The 16,045-nt window shown below is 68.5% G+C and carries 14 protein-coding genes and 1 tRNA gene; 8 read left to right on the plus strand and 7 right to left on the minus strand.

Features of this window, described 5'->3' with window-relative positions; translation table 11 throughout:
- The first annotated feature begins 43 nt into the window (after positions 1–43).
- The 4 genes from ACZ6SF_RS31310 (at position 44) to tgt (ending at position 5,546) form a co-directional block, all read left to right on the plus strand.
- Complete coding sequence (locus ACZ6SF_RS31310) at positions 44–598, plus strand: RrF2 family transcriptional regulator (RefSeq protein ID WP_466067097.1); 555 nt, start codon at positions 44–46, stop codon at positions 596–598.
- On the plus strand, positions 592–2,325 hold the full coding sequence (locus ACZ6SF_RS31315; RefSeq protein WP_466067099.1) for an ABC transporter ATP-binding protein: 1,734 nt from the start codon (positions 592–594) through the stop codon (positions 2,323–2,325). The genes ACZ6SF_RS31310 and ACZ6SF_RS31315 overlap by 7 nt, the downstream gene beginning before the upstream one ends.
- Positions 2,322–4,232, plus strand: a complete 1,911-nt coding sequence (locus ACZ6SF_RS31320) for an ABC transporter ATP-binding protein (RefSeq protein ID WP_466067100.1) — start codon at positions 2,322–2,324, stop codon at positions 4,230–4,232. Before ACZ6SF_RS31315 ends, ACZ6SF_RS31320 begins: the two co-directional genes overlap by 4 nt.
- A gap of 69 nt (positions 4,233–4,301) precedes the next feature.
- Entirely contained in the window at positions 4,302–5,546 is a 1,245-nt protein-coding gene (gene tgt, locus ACZ6SF_RS31325) for a tRNA guanosine(34) transglycosylase Tgt (protein ID WP_466067101.1), read from the plus strand.
- 270 nt (positions 5,547–5,816) lie between these two features.
- On the opposite strand, the gene ACZ6SF_RS31330 is transcribed toward tgt, so the two are convergent.
- Positions 5,817–6,515 carry a queuosine precursor transporter gene (locus ACZ6SF_RS31330; RefSeq protein WP_466067102.1) on the minus strand — a complete coding sequence of 233 codons (699 nt, stop codon included), beginning with the start codon at positions 6,513–6,515 and terminating at the stop codon, positions 5,817–5,819.
- A 112-nt stretch (positions 6,516–6,627) separates the two neighbouring features.
- Here ACZ6SF_RS31330 and ACZ6SF_RS31335 point away from each other — a divergent pair, with 112 nt between their 5' ends.
- On the plus strand, positions 6,628–7,170 hold the full coding sequence (locus ACZ6SF_RS31335) for a DUF4190 domain-containing protein (protein ID WP_466067103.1): 543 nt from the start codon (positions 6,628–6,630) through the stop codon (positions 7,168–7,170).
- 31 nt (positions 7,171–7,201) lie between these two features.
- Here ACZ6SF_RS31335 and ACZ6SF_RS31340 read toward each other — a convergent pair whose 3' ends face one another.
- Genes ACZ6SF_RS31340 through ACZ6SF_RS31350 form a run of 3 tightly spaced genes read right to left on the minus strand, consistent with a single transcriptional unit; the run spans position 7,202 to position 9,432 of the window.
- Positions 7,202–7,900, minus strand: a complete 699-nt coding sequence (locus ACZ6SF_RS31340; RefSeq protein WP_466067104.1) for an RDD family protein — start codon at positions 7,898–7,900, stop codon at positions 7,202–7,204.
- Between the two features lie 48 nt (positions 7,901–7,948).
- Positions 7,949–8,893, minus strand: coding sequence for a tRNA glutamyl-Q(34) synthetase GluQRS (gene gluQRS, locus ACZ6SF_RS31345; RefSeq protein WP_466067106.1), 945 nt, complete (start codon positions 8,891–8,893; stop codon positions 7,949–7,951).
- Positions 8,890–9,432, minus strand: coding sequence for a DUF309 domain-containing protein (locus tag ACZ6SF_RS31350; RefSeq protein ID WP_466067108.1), 543 nt, complete (start codon positions 9,430–9,432; stop codon positions 8,890–8,892). The genes gluQRS and ACZ6SF_RS31350 overlap by 4 nt, the downstream gene beginning before the upstream one ends.
- 452 nt (positions 9,433–9,884) lie before the next feature.
- Between ACZ6SF_RS31350 and ACZ6SF_RS31355 the strand changes: the two genes are divergently transcribed.
- Positions 9,885–10,082 (plus strand): DUF397 domain-containing protein, encoded by a 198-nt coding sequence (locus ACZ6SF_RS31355; RefSeq protein ID WP_466067249.1) that lies wholly within the window; start codon positions 9,885–9,887, stop codon positions 10,080–10,082.
- 131 nt (positions 10,083–10,213) lie between these two features.
- Entirely contained in the window at positions 10,214–11,572 is a 1,359-nt protein-coding gene (locus ACZ6SF_RS31360) for a wax ester/triacylglycerol synthase domain-containing protein (RefSeq protein WP_466067110.1), read from the plus strand.
- Here ACZ6SF_RS31360 and helR read toward each other — a convergent pair.
- Positions 11,553–13,760: an RNA polymerase recycling motor ATPase HelR gene (gene helR, locus ACZ6SF_RS31365; protein ID WP_466067112.1), complete on the minus strand. Its 2,208-nt coding sequence runs from the start codon at positions 13,758–13,760 to the stop codon at positions 11,553–11,555. The genes ACZ6SF_RS31360 and helR overlap by 20 nt on opposite strands.
- 136 nt (positions 13,761–13,896) lie before the next feature.
- The gene (locus ACZ6SF_RS31370) at positions 13,897–14,670 is read right to left on the minus strand and encodes a hypothetical protein (protein ID WP_466067113.1); all 774 of its coding nucleotides are present in this window, start codon (positions 14,668–14,670) and stop codon (positions 13,897–13,899) included.
- A 59-nt stretch (positions 14,671–14,729) separates the two neighbouring features.
- Between ACZ6SF_RS31370 and ACZ6SF_RS31375 the strand changes: the two genes are divergently transcribed.
- Positions 14,730–14,815, plus strand: a tRNA-Ser gene (locus ACZ6SF_RS31375).
- Between the two features lie 69 nt (positions 14,816–14,884).
- Here ACZ6SF_RS31375 and ACZ6SF_RS31380 read toward each other — a convergent pair.
- On the minus strand, positions 14,885–15,943 hold the full coding sequence (locus ACZ6SF_RS31380) for a hypothetical protein (RefSeq protein WP_466067115.1): 1,059 nt from the start codon (positions 15,941–15,943) through the stop codon (positions 14,885–14,887).
- Positions 15,944–16,045: the final 102 nt, after the last annotated feature.

The following is a 16,045-nucleotide window of genomic DNA, read 5'->3' on the forward strand; positions in this document are numbered from 1 at the left end:
CTCCGCGGGCCGCGCACAGCACAGCGGAAAGGTCAGGTTTGTCGTGCACATCACCGCGAAGGTGGATCATGCGGTGCGGACCCTGCTCGAGATCACGGCCGCGGATCAGACCGCCGCGGTGAAAGCCGAATCGATCGCGGACGCCCAGCGGATACCACCGAAGGTGCTCGAAGGCGTACTCGCCGAGTTGCGCCGCACCGGACTGGTCACCAGCCGGCGCGGACCGGACGGGGGGTACCGCCTCGCGCGCCCGGCCGCCGAGATCTCGATCGCCGATATCATCCGCGCCGTGGAAGGGCCGCTGGCCTCGGTACGCGGGCAGCGGCCCGAGGATGTGGGCTACCCCGGCGCGGCCGAACCGCTGCAGCGGGTGTGGATCGCGCTGCGGGTGAATCTGCGCGCCGTCCTGGAGAACGTGACCCTGGCCGATATCGCCGCCGACGGCCTGCCGGATTTCGTCACGGCACTGACCGCCGATCCGGGCGCCTGGGCCCGCCGCGACCCCCGTGCCGGGTCCGCCGGCGACGACCGGTCCGGCGCGACGGAAATTCTCGGGCCCTCGGCGGGCTCCGGCGGTAGCGTGCGTTCATCATGCTGATCAGACTGCTCCGCGACTTCCTGCGGCCCTACCGTAAACAACTCGCCGGGATCGTGGTGCTGCAGCTGATCTCGGTGATCGCCATGCTGTATCTCCCCAGCCTGAACGCCGATCTCATCGACGACGGCATCACCAAGGGCGATATCGGCTATATCTGGACCGCGGGCCTGCGGATGCTGGCGGTATCGGGCGTCCAGATCGTGGCCTCGGCGAGTTCGGTACTGCTGGCCGCGCAGGCCGCGATGGGCGCGGGCCGTGATCTGCGGGCGGCCCTGCTGCACCGGGTCAACACCTTCTCGGCGCGGGAGGTCGGGGTTTTCGGGGCGCCCTCGCTGATCACCCGCAACACCAACGATGTGCAGCAGGTGCAGCTGCTCGTCGTGATGGCCTCGACCGTGGCGGTGATGGCCCCGATCATGTGCGTCGGCGGCATCATCATGGCGCTGCGCGAGGATTTCGGCCTGTCCTGGCTGCTGCTGATCGCGGTGCCCGCGCTGGCGCTGAGCATGGGATTCATCATCGCCCGGATGGTGCCCGCGTTCCGTCTCATGCAGACCAGGCTCGACGAGGTCAACCGGGTGCTGCGCGAGCAGATCACCGGTATCCGGGTGGTGCGGGCCTTCGTCCGTGAACCTCTCGAGACCTGGCGGTTCGGCGTCGCCAACGGCGACCTCACCGATATCTCGGTGCGGGTGGGCCGGCTGATGGCGCTGATGTTCCCGACCGTCATGCTGATCAGCAACGTCACCTCGGTCGCGGTGATCTGGTTCGGCGGTAAGGCCATCGACGCCGGTGAGATGCAGATCGGCTCGCTGACCGCGCTGCTCTCCTACATCATGCAGATCCTGATGGCGGTCATGATGGCCTCGTTCCTGGCCATGATGGCGCCGCGCTCGGCGGTATCCGCGGACCGCATCGCGGGCGTGCTCGACACCGAATCGTCGGTGCGGTCGCCGGAGCGGCCGCGACCCTTCGAGGGCGACCCGGCCCGGGTGGAGGTCGACGACGCGACGTTCAGTTTCCCGGGCGCCGATCAACCGGTGCTGCGCAATATCACCTTCCGGGTGCGGCCCGGCCAGACCACGGCCATCGTCGGTTCGACCGGCGCGGGCAAGACCACCCTGCTGAATCTGATTCCGCGGCTGATGGACGTCACCGGGGGAGCGGTCCGGGTCGGCGGTACCGATGTGCGCGAACTGGACCTCGCCGAACTGCGGTCGCGGATCGGGCTGGTCCCGCAGAAGGCGTACCTGTTCTCCGGCACCGTGGCGAGCAACCTGCGCTACGGCGATCCGGACGCCACCGACGACCAACTGTGGCGTGCGCTCGAGATCGCGCAGGCCGCCGATTTCGTCCGCGCGATGCCGCAGGGCCTGGACACCCCGGTCGCGCAGGGCGGCACCACCGTTTCCGGTGGGCAGCGCCAGCGGCTGGCCATCGCCCGGGCGCTGGTCCGGCAGCCCCGGGTGTACCTGTTCGACGATTCCTTCTCCGCGCTCGACGTCGCCACCGACGCCCGGCTGCGCGAGGCATTGCGGCCCGCGACCGCCGATGCCGCGGTGATCATCGTGGCCCAGCGGATCACGACCATTCGCGACGCCGATCAGATCCTGGTCGTGGAGGACGGGGAGATGGTCGGTATCGGAACCCATGAGCAGTTGCTCCGCGACTGCGCCGAGTACCGCGAGATCGTCGAATCCCAGCTGAGCGTGGAGGAGGCCCGATGAGACCCGGAATGCCGGCCGGCGCCCCCGACGCGAAGGCCAAATCGTTCAAATCCTCGGTCAAACGACTGGCCGGGCGGCTGGCCCCGGAACGGCTCCGGGTGATCACGATCATCGCGCTCGGCGTGATCTCGGTGGTGCTCAATATCGCCGGACCGTACCTGCTCGGCCAGGCCACCAACCTCATCTTCGACGGGGTGGTCGGACGGCAGCTGCCGGCGGGCGTGAGCAAGGACCAGGCCATCGAAGGGCTGCGGGCCCAGGGCCAGGACACCTTCGCCGATATGTTGACCGGGATGGACGTGGTCCCCGGTGTCGGGATCGATTTCGACGCCGTCGGCCGGGTCCTGACCCTGGTACTGGTGCTCTATCTCGGCGCCGCTTTGTTCGGATGGTTGGGGGCCTACCTGCTCAACGACCTGATCAACCGGACCATCAAACGGCTGCGCGCCGAGGTGGAGGACAAGATCCACCGGCTGCCGCTGAGCTATTTCGACACCGCGCCGCGCGGTGATGTGCTCAGCCGGGTCACCAACGATGTCGACAACATCTCCCAGAGCCTGCAGCAGACCATGAGCCAGCTGCTGATCTCGGTGCTCACCGTGCTGGGAATCCTCGGCATGATGTTCTGGATCTCCCCGCTGCTGGCGCTGATCGCGCTGCTCACCGTGCCCGCGGTGATCGTGGTGACGGCCCAGATCGCGAAACGGTCCAAACCGCACTTCGTGGACCAGTGGAAGTACACCGGTCTGGTGAACGCCCAGGTCGAAGAGGCCTACACCGGGCACGAGGTGGTAACCGCGTTCGGCCGTAGCAAGCAGGTCGCCGCCGAATTCGACGAACGCAACGATCACCTGTTCAAGTCCAGCTTCAAGGCGCAGTTCATCTCCGGCCTGATCATGCCGTCCTCGATGTTCCTCGGGAATATCAACTACGTGCTGGTGGCGCTGATCGGCGGCCTGCGGGTGGCCTCGGGTCAGCTGTCGCTGGGCGAGGTGCAGGCCTTCATCCAGTACTCCCGGCAGTTCAGCCAGCCGCTCACCCAGATCGGCGCGATGGCCAATCTGCTGCAGTCGGGGGTGGCCTCCGCGGAGCGCATCTTCGAAATCCTCGACGCCGACGAGCAGAGTCCCGATCCGGCGCACGAGATCACCCGGCCGCCCGAACGCGGGCTGGTCGAATTCGACGCCGTGTCGTTCCGGTACGAGCCGGAGAAGCCGGTGATCGAGGATCTGTCGCTGGTCGCCGAACCGGGTCATGTGGTCGCCATCGTCGGACCCACCGGCGCCGGGAAGACCACGCTGGTGAACCTGCTGCTGCGGTTCTACGAACTGGACTCCGGCGCCATCCGGATCGACGGGATCGATATCACCGAGCTGAGCCGCGAACAGTTGCGGTCGCGGATCGGCATGGTGCTGCAGGACACCTGGCTGTTCAAGGGCACCATCCGGGAGAACATCGCCTACGGCAATCCGCGGGCGAGCGAGGACGATATCCTCGAGGCCGCCCGCGCCGCCTATGTGGACCGGTTCGTGCACTCGCTGCCCGACGGCTACGACACGGTGATCGACGAAGAGGGCACCGGCGTCAGCGCCGGCGAGAAACAGCTGATCACCATCGCTCGGGCCTTCCTGGCCAAACCCACCATCCTGGTGCTGGACGAGGCCACCAGCTCGGTCGACACCCGCACCGAACTGCTCGTCCAGCAGGCCACCGCGGAACTGCGCCGCGACCGCACCAGCTTCGTGATCGCGCACCGGCTCTCCACCATCCGCGACGCCGACCTGATCGTGGTGATGGAAGCGGGCCGCATCGTGGAGACCGGGAACCACGACCAGCTGCTGGCCCGGCAGGGCTCCTACTACCGCCTCTACAGCGCCCAGTTCGCGGCGGCCGCGGTCGAGGCCTGATCCGGGGCGTGAGCGAGGGTGTGACCGCGCGGGGCCCTCGCTCACGCACTGTCGTCACCTCCTGAGAGGATGGCCGCCGTGTCGGATGGCGTCGGATTCTCGTTCAATATCGGTACCCGCCTCGAAGGGCGGCACGGCCGGACCGGGGTGATCCGGACCCCGCACGGCGAGATCGCCACGCCCGCCTTCGTCCCGGTCGGGACGAAGGCGACGGTGAAGGCGGTGCTCCCCGAGGCGATGGGCGCGCTCGGGGCGCAGGCGCTGCTGGCCAACGCCTACCACCTCTACCTGCAGCCCGGCCCCGATATCGTCGACGAGGCCGGCGGCCTGGCGGCCTTCATGAACTGGCCCGGACCCACCTTCACCGACAGCGGCGGTTTCCAGGTGATGTCACTGGGGGTCGGCTTCAAGAAGGTCCTGGCCATGGAAACCGTCGATATCCGCAGCGACGACGTGATCGCCAAGGGTAAGGAGCGACTGGCCACCGTCGACGACGACGGTGTCACCTTCCGATCGCATCTCAACGGGTCCAGGCACCGCTTCACCCCCGAGGTCTCCATGGGGATCCAGCATCAGCTGGGCGCCGACATCATGTTCGCCTTCGACGAACTCACCACCCTGATGAACACGCGGGGCTACCAGGAGAAATCGGTGCAGCGCACCCACGAGTGGGCGCAGCGCTGTATCGACGAGCACGAACGGCTCACCACCGGCCGGTCGCATCGCCCCTATCAGGCGCTGTTCGCGGTGGTGCAGGGCGCGCAATACGAGGATCTGCGGCGTAAGGCGTCGCGGGATCTGGCCGAGATCCGCGGTGCGGACGGGTCGGAGTTCGACGGATACGGAATCGGCGGAGCGCTGGAGAAACACAACCTCGGCACCATCGTCGGCTGGTGCTGCGATGGGCTGCCCGAGGACAAACCCCGCCATATGCTGGGCATCAGCGAACCGGAGGATATGTTCGCCGCCATCGAGGCCGGGGCCGACACCTTCGACTGCGTCAACCCGTCCCGGGTCGGGCGCAACGGCGGTATCTACGTGGACGCGGGCCGGTTCAATATCGATACGCTGCGGTTCAAACGGGATTTCACGCCGATCGACGACACCTGCGACTGCTACACCTGCGCCCACTACTCCCGCGCCTATATCCACCACCTGTTCAAGGCCAAGGAGATGCTGGCCTCCACCCTGTGCACGATCCACAACGAGCGGTTCACCATCCGCCTGGTGGACCGGATCCGGGCCAGTATCGACGGCGGCTACTTCGACGAGTTCCGCGCCGAAACCATGGGCCGCTGGCAGGGCAGACTGTAATTTTGGAGGCGCTCCGCGCCTCGAGGGTGGGGCCCCTGGTAGCCCGGTTCTTCACTCCCGGCGGTCGGTCGCTGCGCTCCCTCCCTCTGGTCGCTCCAGAACCGGGCGGGCCCCACCCCGCAGGGGTGTGACCTTTTGGATGAAGGTACGTGGGCCGTCGGTGCGGCCATGATGTCCTTGCGATCGAGTGGATGTTTCGGTGGCCGCGATCTCTGGATGATCGTGTGTGCGCCGAAACCGGACCGGGTGGGCACCGCTGGTTCGTGAAGGTCAGGAGTGCAGGGGGGTGGTTTCTCGGGGGGCGTAGGTGGGTTCGTGTTTCTTGAGCAGGGCTATGACGCGGTAGGTCACCGGGAGCATCACGATCTCCACGAGGGTTTTCCAGAGGAAACCGACGATCACATAGTTCACGAACTGACCCCAGCTGTCGATACCGATCGCGGTGGCGGCGATCGAGCAGAAGATCAGGGTGTCGGCGAGTTCGCCGACCACCGTCGAGCCGATCAGCCGGGCCCACAGATGCTTCTCCCGGGTGCGCTCCTTGATCAGCACCAGGGTCGCGGAGTTGAGCAGCTGACCGGCCACGTAGCCCGCCAGCCCGGCCGCGACCAGTTGCGGTGTGGTGCCGATGACGGTGCGGAACGCCTCCTGGTTCTCGTAGAACGACGCCGCGGGCAGCCGGATGGCGACCGCGAAACAGAGCACCGTGACGAGCAGGGCGGCGAAACCGTAGAACACCGCGTGCCGGGTGGCCCGGAAACCGTAGACCTCGCTGAGTACATCGCCGAGCACATAGGCCAGCGGGAACAGGAAGAACGCGGCATCGGTGGTGATGGGCAGGACCTCGAGTGGGCCGAGGGTCAGTGAGCTGCCGGTGAAGAACTGCACGCCCTTGGTCGCGCAGATATTGGAGATGATGAGCGTAGCGGTGAACAGGACGACAATCGGCGTGTAGTACCCCCGCGCCACCTGGGCGAACGCCGCATGAGCGGGCGCGGGGTGTCCAGATTGGCCGGATAACGGGGCATTCTTCGGATCTTCCACCGGGCTATCCAATCAAATTCTGGAATATGGTGTAGTCATGACGAACCCCGGGGACTCCGACGAGTGGTGGAAGCAATACGGGGGGTCGGGCGTCTCGTCGGACCCCGCGGCCGCGGGCGGCGGATCACAGGCGAGTGGTCCGTCGAGCTATCCCTCGGCACCCCGGTACCCTTCGTCTCCGCCGCCCCAGTACCCGTCGTCCCCGGCGCCCTCGGCGCCGTCCTATCAGTCCCCGCCCCCGGCGGGCCCGTACCCGGCACAGCCCTCGTACCCGGCCACGCCCTACGGCGCGGCGGCCCCCGGCTACCAGGCGGGCTATCAGCCCTACGGCTACCCCGCCAACCGGGGTACCAACGGGCTGGCGATCGCTTCGCTGGTGACCTCCCTGGCCGGCTTCGCCACCTGCGGTGTCACCTCGATCGTGGGGATCATCCTCGGGGTGATCGCGCTCAACCAGATTCGTGACAGCGGGCAGGAGGGCCGCGGCCTGGCGCTCGGTGGGATCTGGGCCGGGGTGGCGCTGATCGTGCTGATCGCCCTCTACTTCGTGGTGATGATCGTGGTGGCCGCCACCGGCTGAGTCCCCGCCCGGCCGGCGGGGACGTCCCGGATCAGGCGGTGAGGACCTGTGTACCGCCGGCGAGCTTGTCGTGCCAGCCCTGCTTGTTCGGGTCCTTGTCCAGCGTCGCGGCGATGTAGAGCATCAGCGCGAGTCCGACGACCCAGCCCAGGCACGGCACGATCTGCGCGGCCAGGTAGATATTGCGTTTCAGCGAGGCCAGCGGCGCGACGGTCGGCGCTCCATTGGGCGCCACCACCTTGAGACCCAGGATCTTCTTGCCCAGGGTGGCCCCGGTCCGGCTCTCCATCGCGACGTAGTACACCAGCATCGCCGCGAAGATGATCGCGTAGCTGACCGCCACCCCGGCGAAACCGACCATATTCGGGATGATGATGAAGTTCAGCAGGATGGCCAGCGGCAGGGCGACGATGAGATTGTCGATCAGCCGGGCGGCGAACCGCGGCCACAGCTTGCCGGGGACACCGAATGCCGGGTCGTACTGCCCGTACTGCTGACCCCCGTACTGTGCCTGCGGGAACACCTGCTGCTCGTAGGGCGGTTTCGGCGGGGCGGGCTGCTGCGGGGGTTGCGGTGGGGGCGGGGGACGGTGCCCGTACGGCTGCTGCTGCGGTGGCGGCGCGTACTGCCCGGGCTGCTGCCCGTACGGTCCCGGCGCGTACTGCGGAGGCTGCCCGTACGGCTGCCCGGCCTGGGGGTGGTTGCTGGGTTGGTACCCGCCACTGGTCATCTCGCCTGCCTGAACTCGAAACTCGTAAAGACCCGGTCGCAGGCCAGGTTACGGACCCGCGCCGGTGCGCACCAAGCGGCCGGGGTCGAGCACCCACGGGTCGTGGGGGAGCAGGTCCGGATCGAATTCGGCGCGCAGCGCCGCGGCCGTGCGCCCGGTGAATCCCAGTGACGCGGCCAGTCCGGCGACCACCCCGTCCACCGTATCGCCGCAGGCGAGCCGGTCGGCCAGCGTCACCGCGCCGTCGCGTTTGGCCAGCCGCTGCCCGGCCGTGTTCAGCACCAGGGGAACGTGCGCGTATTCGGGCACCGGCAGGCCGAGCAGGGTCGCGAGGTAGGCCTGCCGGGGCGTCGAGGGCAGCAGATCGTCACCGCGGACCACCTGATCCACGCCCTGTCCGGCGTCGTCGACGACCACCGCCAGGTTGTAGGCGGGGATACCGTCCCCGCGTCGCAGTACGAAATCGTCGACCGGTCCGCGGTAGCGCCCGTGCAGGCGGTCGGTGATCTCGAATTCGGTACGGGCCGAGCGGAGCCGGATCGCGGCGGGCCGGCCGGTCGCGCGGCGGCGTTCACGGTCGGCGGGGGTGAGATCGCGGCAGGTGCCGGGGTAGGCGCCCTGGGGGCCGTGCGGCGCGGCCGCGGCCTGCTGGATCTCCTTTCGGGTGCAGTAGCACTCGTAGGTGCGGCCGGCCTCGGTGAGCCGCCGCACCGCGGCCTCGTACTGCGCGATCCGCTCCGACTGATGCAGGACCGGTCCGTCCCAGTCGATTCCGAGGGCGGCGAGATCGGCCAGCTGGCGCTGTTCGGCCCCGGGCCGCACCCGGTCCAGATCATCGACGCGCAGCACGAACCGGCGTCCCGTGGTGCGGGCGAACAACCAGGCCAGCAGGGCGGTACGCAGGTTCCCCAGGTGCAGGTCACCGGAGGGGCTCGGTGCGTACCGGCCGGCGCCGGCCGGGGCGGACGAGGAGTCGGTGGGCATCGAGGTCATGGTAGGTCGCGGGTGAGCCGGGGCATCAGCGCGGACTCGTCGAGGAGGGGCCCGGTCGCTACCTCGGGCGTGCCGTTCTCCGGAAACCGGGCGTCCAGCTCCGCCAGCAGCGCGGTGGCGTGGGCCAGCAGACCGGGCCGGTCGAGGCCGTAGGGCAGGGCGTCGCCGGGGTGCCCGGCGGCGGCGACATCGAAGGTCCGCAGCCGTTCTATCGCCCGGCGCAGCAGCGTGCGCGCGCCTTTGGGATTTCCGCGCTGGATATGGGTGAGCCCGACCGCGTACTGGGCCAGGCCCTGCCATAGCATGCGTTCGGCCTCCGGCCCGTTCTTCCAGACCGATTCCAGGACTTCGTGCGCGTTGAAGGCCAGGCCGCGATCGAGGAGCTGCTGGGCGTACTCGAGCGCTTCCGGGGGTTCGAGGTCCAGGTCGTCGGGGATCCGCGGGACACCGGGGCTTCCCGGCGGTAGCGGACGGCCCAGCCGGTCCCGGGGACGGGCGTTGGTGGCCCGGCCCTGATCGTCACGGTCGCGTTCGGGCATGGCGCCATCATGCCTCCGGAGACCGGCGGACCGGGCGTCAGGGGTATTGACGGACGATAAACGGGCAATCACGTAACAATCACGCCCGGACATTAGCGAGAGCCCTCGATTTTCGAGCAAAATCATACTTATAAGTGCGCAATTACGCAGCAATACGGCATCTTAGCAGGATTGGCAAAGCTGTTGGCGCAGTTGGCAAGAGATCGGCAAATCTTGGACGAACCTGCTAGTGTCGCAGATGCGGGGCAAGCTCACAGGGGCTTTTGGTCACCGCGTCAGATGTGTTCGCGGAATGTGCGAGTCCGATCCTGGCAAACCGGATATTTGCTCGCTATCTGCGCGTGCATCGGTGTATTCGGTGTAGTCCACCGGATACCAGCTAGTCAGGAACTATGCAGGAATCGAATCTCATTATCGACGCAGCGAAGGAGTGCAGTGCCGTGAAGGTGGATATGACGGGTGCTGTGTGGCGGAAGAGTTCATACAGTGGCCCGGACGGGAACTGCGTGGAGGTGGCATTTCTCGGAGACGGCAACGTAGCGGTCCGTGATACCAAAGATCAAGGTAGCGGGCCTGTGCTGGCCTTCGCACCCGGCGAGTGGGCCGGCTTCCTGACCGGAGTTTCGGCAGGGGAGTTCCACAGCGCCTGATCCTTGTACCCATATCGGGCAGGACGACCCCGGGCCTGTACGGCCCGGGGTCGTTGCACGTGCATTCGTTCGCACACGACCGATCCGAGGCGGTCCGGCCGGTCCGGCCGGGCGGCGCTAGGGTCGTCCCGATGATTCCGCTGGCCTCCCCGGACGCGACCATGTACTGGTTGTCGCGGCGACTCCGCAACGATCAGTTCCTGCTGTACTGTTTCGCCGAATCCGCCCGGACCAGCGATGATATCCGCGCCGATATCACCGGGCGCGGCGCGCTGATCCCGGAACTGGGTGTCCGATTGCGGGTGGATCCCACCGGTCTCGCGATGCCCGCCTGGGTGCCCGCCGAACCGGACCCCGCGCAGTTCGTCGAGCACACCCCGGAGCGCCCCACCTGGCCGGCGTTGCTCGCGGCCCTCGGTGAACTGGTCGGCACCGGAGTCGATGCGACACGGTACCCCTGGCGCCTGCACGTCTTCCGGCGTATTCGTGACAGCCCGGCGGCCGATGCCGCCGTGACGGTGGTGGTCCTGCAGATCTCACACGCCCTCGTCGACGGTCGCGGCGCGTCCGGTATCGCGCGGGCGCTGTTCGCCGCGAATCCGGGAACTCCCGAAACCCCCGCGGAACCACCCTCCGTACCGGATTCGTCCACCTGGGCAGGCGTCCGGCGTTCCCTCACGGCTGCCGCGACCCTGCCCGCCGCTGTGGTCCGCACCGTCGGCCGCGGGATCCGGGCCGGCCGCGCCGGGTCCGAGCTGGCCGAACTCACCGCATCGGGTGCGGTGCCGCCGCCCCCGTCCGGATACCCGCCCGGACCGCTCAACGCGCCGGCCGTCGTCGGCGGGCATACCGTGTGCCTGCTGGTCCGCCCGGCCGCGGAATTCCGGGTGGCCGGAGCGAGCGTCACCGTCGTGGGTCTGACCGCGATCTCGATAGCGCTCGAGCGCTATCTGCGGGAACGCGGTGCCGAGGTCGCGCGGCTGGGCGCGCAGGTGCCGATGGCGCTGCCGCCGCGACCGGGTGTCCGCAACAACTACCGCGGCCTCGGCGTGGATCTGGCCGTCGCCGAATCCGATCCGCGTCGCCGGGCCGCCGCCATCACCGCCGGACTGGCGGACCGCCGGCGGCGGGCGGCGCATCCGCTGTTGAACGCGCAGGACGCGGTGACCGAAGCGGTGCCCCCGATCCTGCTGCGTCGTGACGTCGGCAGGTACCCGGTGGATCTGCTGCCCGACGAGATCACCGGGCACACCGTGGTCTCCAGCGTGAACCGGGGCTCCGCCGATCTCGCCCTCGGCGGGGCCCCGGTGCGGTTCACCGGCGGGTTCCCGGCGCTCGGCAGCGTGATGCATCTCACCCACGGGATCCACGGTCTCGGCGAGACCGTCACCCTGTCCCTGCACGCGGACCCGGTGACCGTGCCCGATATCGACCACTACGCCGATCTGCTGCGCGCGGCGACGACCGAGGTCAGCGCTCGGCTGCGCTGACCTCGTGACCGGTTCCGGTCAGCCCGGCCAGCGACCTCGGCAGCGGTCCGCTGTGCAGCACCCCGAGGCGCTGGGTGGCGCGGGTGAGCGCGACATACAGCTCCGCCGCGCCCCGTGGCCCGTCGGCGAGAATCCGGTCCGGCTCCACCACCAGTACGGCATCGAATTCCAGGCCCTTGGTATCCGAAGCCGATACGGCGCCCGGAACTCCCGGCGGCCCGATCACCACGCAGGTCCCCTCGCGCCCGGCCTCCGCTTCGGTGAATTCCGCGATCGCGGCGCGCAACTCGTCGTCGCCGGTGATCCGGCGCGACCACGGCGCCACGCCGTTGGCGCGGACCGATTCCGGCGGGGTGATCCCGGGCGCGAACTCGGCGAGTACCGCCGCGGCGACGGCCATGATCTCGGCGGGGGTGCGGTAGTTCACCGTCAGCGACCGGTAGAGCCAGCGACCCGGCACATAGGGTTCCAGCATCGTGTCCCAGGAGGTCGCCCCCGCGGGTGACCGCCGCTGGGCCAGATCGCCGACCACGGTGAAGGAATGGCTCGGGCAGCGCCGCATCAGCACCCGCCAGTCCATCTCGGAGAGTTCCTGGGCCTCGTCGACGACGATATGGCGATAGGTCCAATCGCGGTCCGCGGCGGCCCGTTCCGCCAGATCGCGGCTGTCGCGCTCGACGAACCGCTCCGCCAGATCCTCGGCGTAGAGCAGATCCTGGGCGAACAGATGGTCCTCGTCGTCCATCATGTCCTCGCGGCCGACCATCAGATCCAATACGCCCGCGGCGTAGCGGGCCTGCGCCTGCTGTTCGCGCTCGGCGGTCCGGTCCTCCGGTTCCGGGGCGCCCAGCATATCGACCAGTTCGTCGAGCAGCGGAACGTCGGATACCGTCCACGCCGCGCCGTCGGCGCGCCGCAGGGCGGGGCCGGCGCCGGCGGCACGCAGGCGGTCGGCCGACGAATACAGCTCCGAGAGCAGGACTTCCGGCGTCAGGACCGGCCACAGTGCGTCCAGCGCGGCGGCGAATGCCTCGTTACCCGCCAGCTCCGCCGTGAGATCCGCCCGCAGATGCTCCCACGCCTCCCGGTCGTCGCGGGTCAGCCAGCCCCGGCCGATCCGGCCGATGGCCCGCTCGGTGAGCACATAGGTGACGATCTCGATGAACTTCGCGCGGGCCTCGTTGTGCGGCAGCCCGGTCGCGCGGGCCTCCTCGCGGGCCCATTCCGCGGTTTCGGCGTCGATACGCACCGTGGCGTCGGACAGTTCGATCGGCAGCGGCTGCTCGGGCAGGCGCTGCCGGTCCGCGATCGCCGCCGCGAGTACGTCCAGGATCGCGCGGGAACCCTTGAGCCGGGCGGCCTCCGGGGTGTCCTCGGCGGTGACGCGCAGCCCGGGTACGAAATCACCGGTGGTCATGAACACCACATTGGATTCGCCCAGCGAGGGCAGCACCCGTCCGATGTGGTTCAGGAACGCCGGATTGGGGCCGACGACCAGCACACCGTTGCGTTCCATCCGTTCGCGCCGGGTATAGAGCAGGTAGGCGACACGGTGCAGGGCCACCACGGTCTTACCGGTGCCCGGACCGCCCTCGATCACCACCACACCCGGATGCTCCAGCCGGATGATCTCGTCCTGTTCGGCCTGGATCGTGGCGACGATATCGCGCATCCCCGGCCCGCGCGGTGCGTCGACCGCCGCCAGCAGCGCCGCGTCGCCCCGCACATCCCCGGGACGGTCGGCGCCGGTCCGGCCGAAGGTCTCGTCGGTGAAATCCAGCAGGCGCCGGCCTCGCGTATGGAACTGCCGGCGCCGCCGCATACCCTCCGGTGAGGCGCCGGTGGCGACGTAGAACGCTCGTGCGGCCGGGGCCCGCCAGTCGAGCAGCAGCGGCTCGTATTCGTTCGCCGCGTCGAACAGGCCGATCCGGCCGATATAGCTGCGCTCGCCCGCCACCGAGTCCAACCGGCCGAAACACAACCCGTTATCGGCCACATCCAGCCGCTTCACCTCGCGGGCCAGCGTACGAACCTCGACATCGCGGTCCACCAGGGTCCCGCCGTTACCGCGCAGCGCGGCGGTGTATCGGCCCTTTGCCTGCGCGCGCTCCTCGTCGAGTCGCGTATAGAGCCCGGCCACGTAGTCGCGCTCGGAGCGCAGTTCTTCCTCATATCCCTGAGTCGGCACAAGCCCGCCTTTCCGCAGCTTCTGGCTTCGGCGGGCAATTCTGCGGCATCACCCGGGTCTTGCCGCAAGGCCCCGGGTGCGGTATAGATTTGAGAGGGAGGAAGTGACAGCGCTCCTCTTCAGGGGTTTCCCCGCATCAGTCCGGTTCGATATTCAGCTCTTCGCGGGTGGCGATGATCAGATCGCGCTCGGAGGCGTGTACCTCGGCCAGCATCCGCACCTTGTGGTCGAGCGCGGCACGGATCTCCTCCTCGGGAGCGTCCTGCACTTTCTTGCGCTGCAGGGTCAGCGCGGCCAGCAGGGCGTCGGAGAGGGTATCGGCCAGTTGCCGCCACTGTTTGTAATGCGGATCCGAGCCGACCAGGCGTAGGACGTTCGCCCGGTCCGAGCCGGCTTCCAGGTCGTGGATCAGGTCCCCGATGAGTTCATCGGTCCAGTTGTCGTCGCGGCGTAACGCCTGACAGATCCGGCTGGAGATGCCCAGTGAATCGGCGACGACGGCGACCACCGTATTGCGCCGCCAGTGCTCGCCCGATTGCAGGAGCGCCACCGCGTGCGCGGATTTCACCTGGTGATGAGCGGCGTCGAGTTGCAGCCGGGTGGCATCGGACTGCCGCTGCGCGCTGTCGGTCTGCTGCTGCGTGGCCGTGGTCAACGCGCGCGCGGCGCGATCGTCGGCCGCCGCGATGGCGTCCCGGTTCGTCCGGTTGTTGACCAGTACGGCGATAACGGCCACACCGCCGAGCACGAGCGAGCCGAGCAGCGGCAGCCACGACTGCCACCAGGCCGGGGAACTCTGAACGATCTCGATCACCTGGGGATCCACGGCGCCCATCATGGCACCGTCGAGGCGGGCAGGCGCGACGGCCGTCACAATTCTGTGATCGGCGCGGGCGGGCGAATCGGTCACGGGGCGCCGATGAGCGGGCGTTTTCACGATGCGACCACGTGGCGGGTATGCTGCTCGGCGGAGGATTCGCCTAGTGGCCTATGGCGCTCGCCTGGAACGCGGGTTGGGTTAACAGCCCTCGCGGGTTCGAATCCCGCATCCTCCGCAACCGGCCCCGCCGACGGATCGAGATCCGTCGGCGGGGCCGTTCTCGTCGCGGCGCCGGGCGCCCGCGTTATTCACGCAGTTCGTCGAGGACCTTGCGCACCTGATCCCGGCACAGCTGGTCGACGGTCGAGGTGTCCACCGGGCCGTCGTAACTGACGTACATCGTCACTTTCACCGAGACATTGCTGTCCTTCGCGGCGACCGAATAGTCCACCGTCTCGAACGAGGAGTAATCGCTGACGTGGGAGGCGTAGTACGCCTCCTGTCCCAGACCGCTCACCGCGCCGGAGTCGTAGTCGGTACCGGTGGTGGCGGTATCGGTTTTCTTCCAGTCGTCGTAGCCGTAGGTGGTGTATTCGCCGGTGAAGGCCACATCCAGGGTCAGCCGGGCGCTGTTGGTATCGGTGCCCTCGTTGCTGATCCGGCAGTTGAGGGAGCCGCCGCCGTAATCGGTGGGCGCGTTCTCCTGGTGGGTGGTCTCGTCACGGGTCGCGGCCCACTGGTCCAGCACACTGGCGTCGATGAGATCGCAGGAGTTGGTGACCGAGGCCATACCGTAGTCACCCGCCCATTCCTTGTCCTTCTCGTCGCCCCCCGCGTTCAGCAGCGCGATACCGCCGCCGCAGAGCACGACCACCACCAGCAGCACCACACCGACGACGATCAGCGCGGTGTTGTTCGACCGCGACCGCGGATAACCGCTCGGCGCCGGGAACCCGGGCTGCGGCCCCGGCCACTGCCCGCCCGGTTGCGGTCCGGGCGCCTGCTGTCCGGGCGCCGGGAACTGCGGGCCACCGGGGTAGGGCTGTTGGCCGCTCGCGAATTGCTGTCCACTCGGATACTGCTGACCACTCGCGTACTGCTGCCCGCTGGAGTACTGCTGCTGCCCGCTCGGGTGCTGCTGCCCGCCGCTGGAATACGGCTGCCCGTGCTGATCGCTCGGGAACGCCGCACCGGCGTTCGGGTTGACCATGGTGGCGTCGGGAACCGAGCCCCCGGATTGCGGCCGTGCCGGGTCCGAACCACCCGCCCCGGGTGTCTCCCACCATTTCGTCTGCTCCGCCCGATCGCGCTCCGGCGGATTCGTCTCCGACATCCTCGCCATCCCCTCGTCTGGTGAGGGCATATCCCCTCCCGCTCAGGAGAATGGTAGCGAGCACCGGTCACCCGGCGGAGGGGTCCGGTCAACACCCGCCCGCGCCCCCGGGGGCACCGGACGGCGGACAAC

The organism is Nocardia sp. NPDC049935 (genome assembly GCF_055586645.1).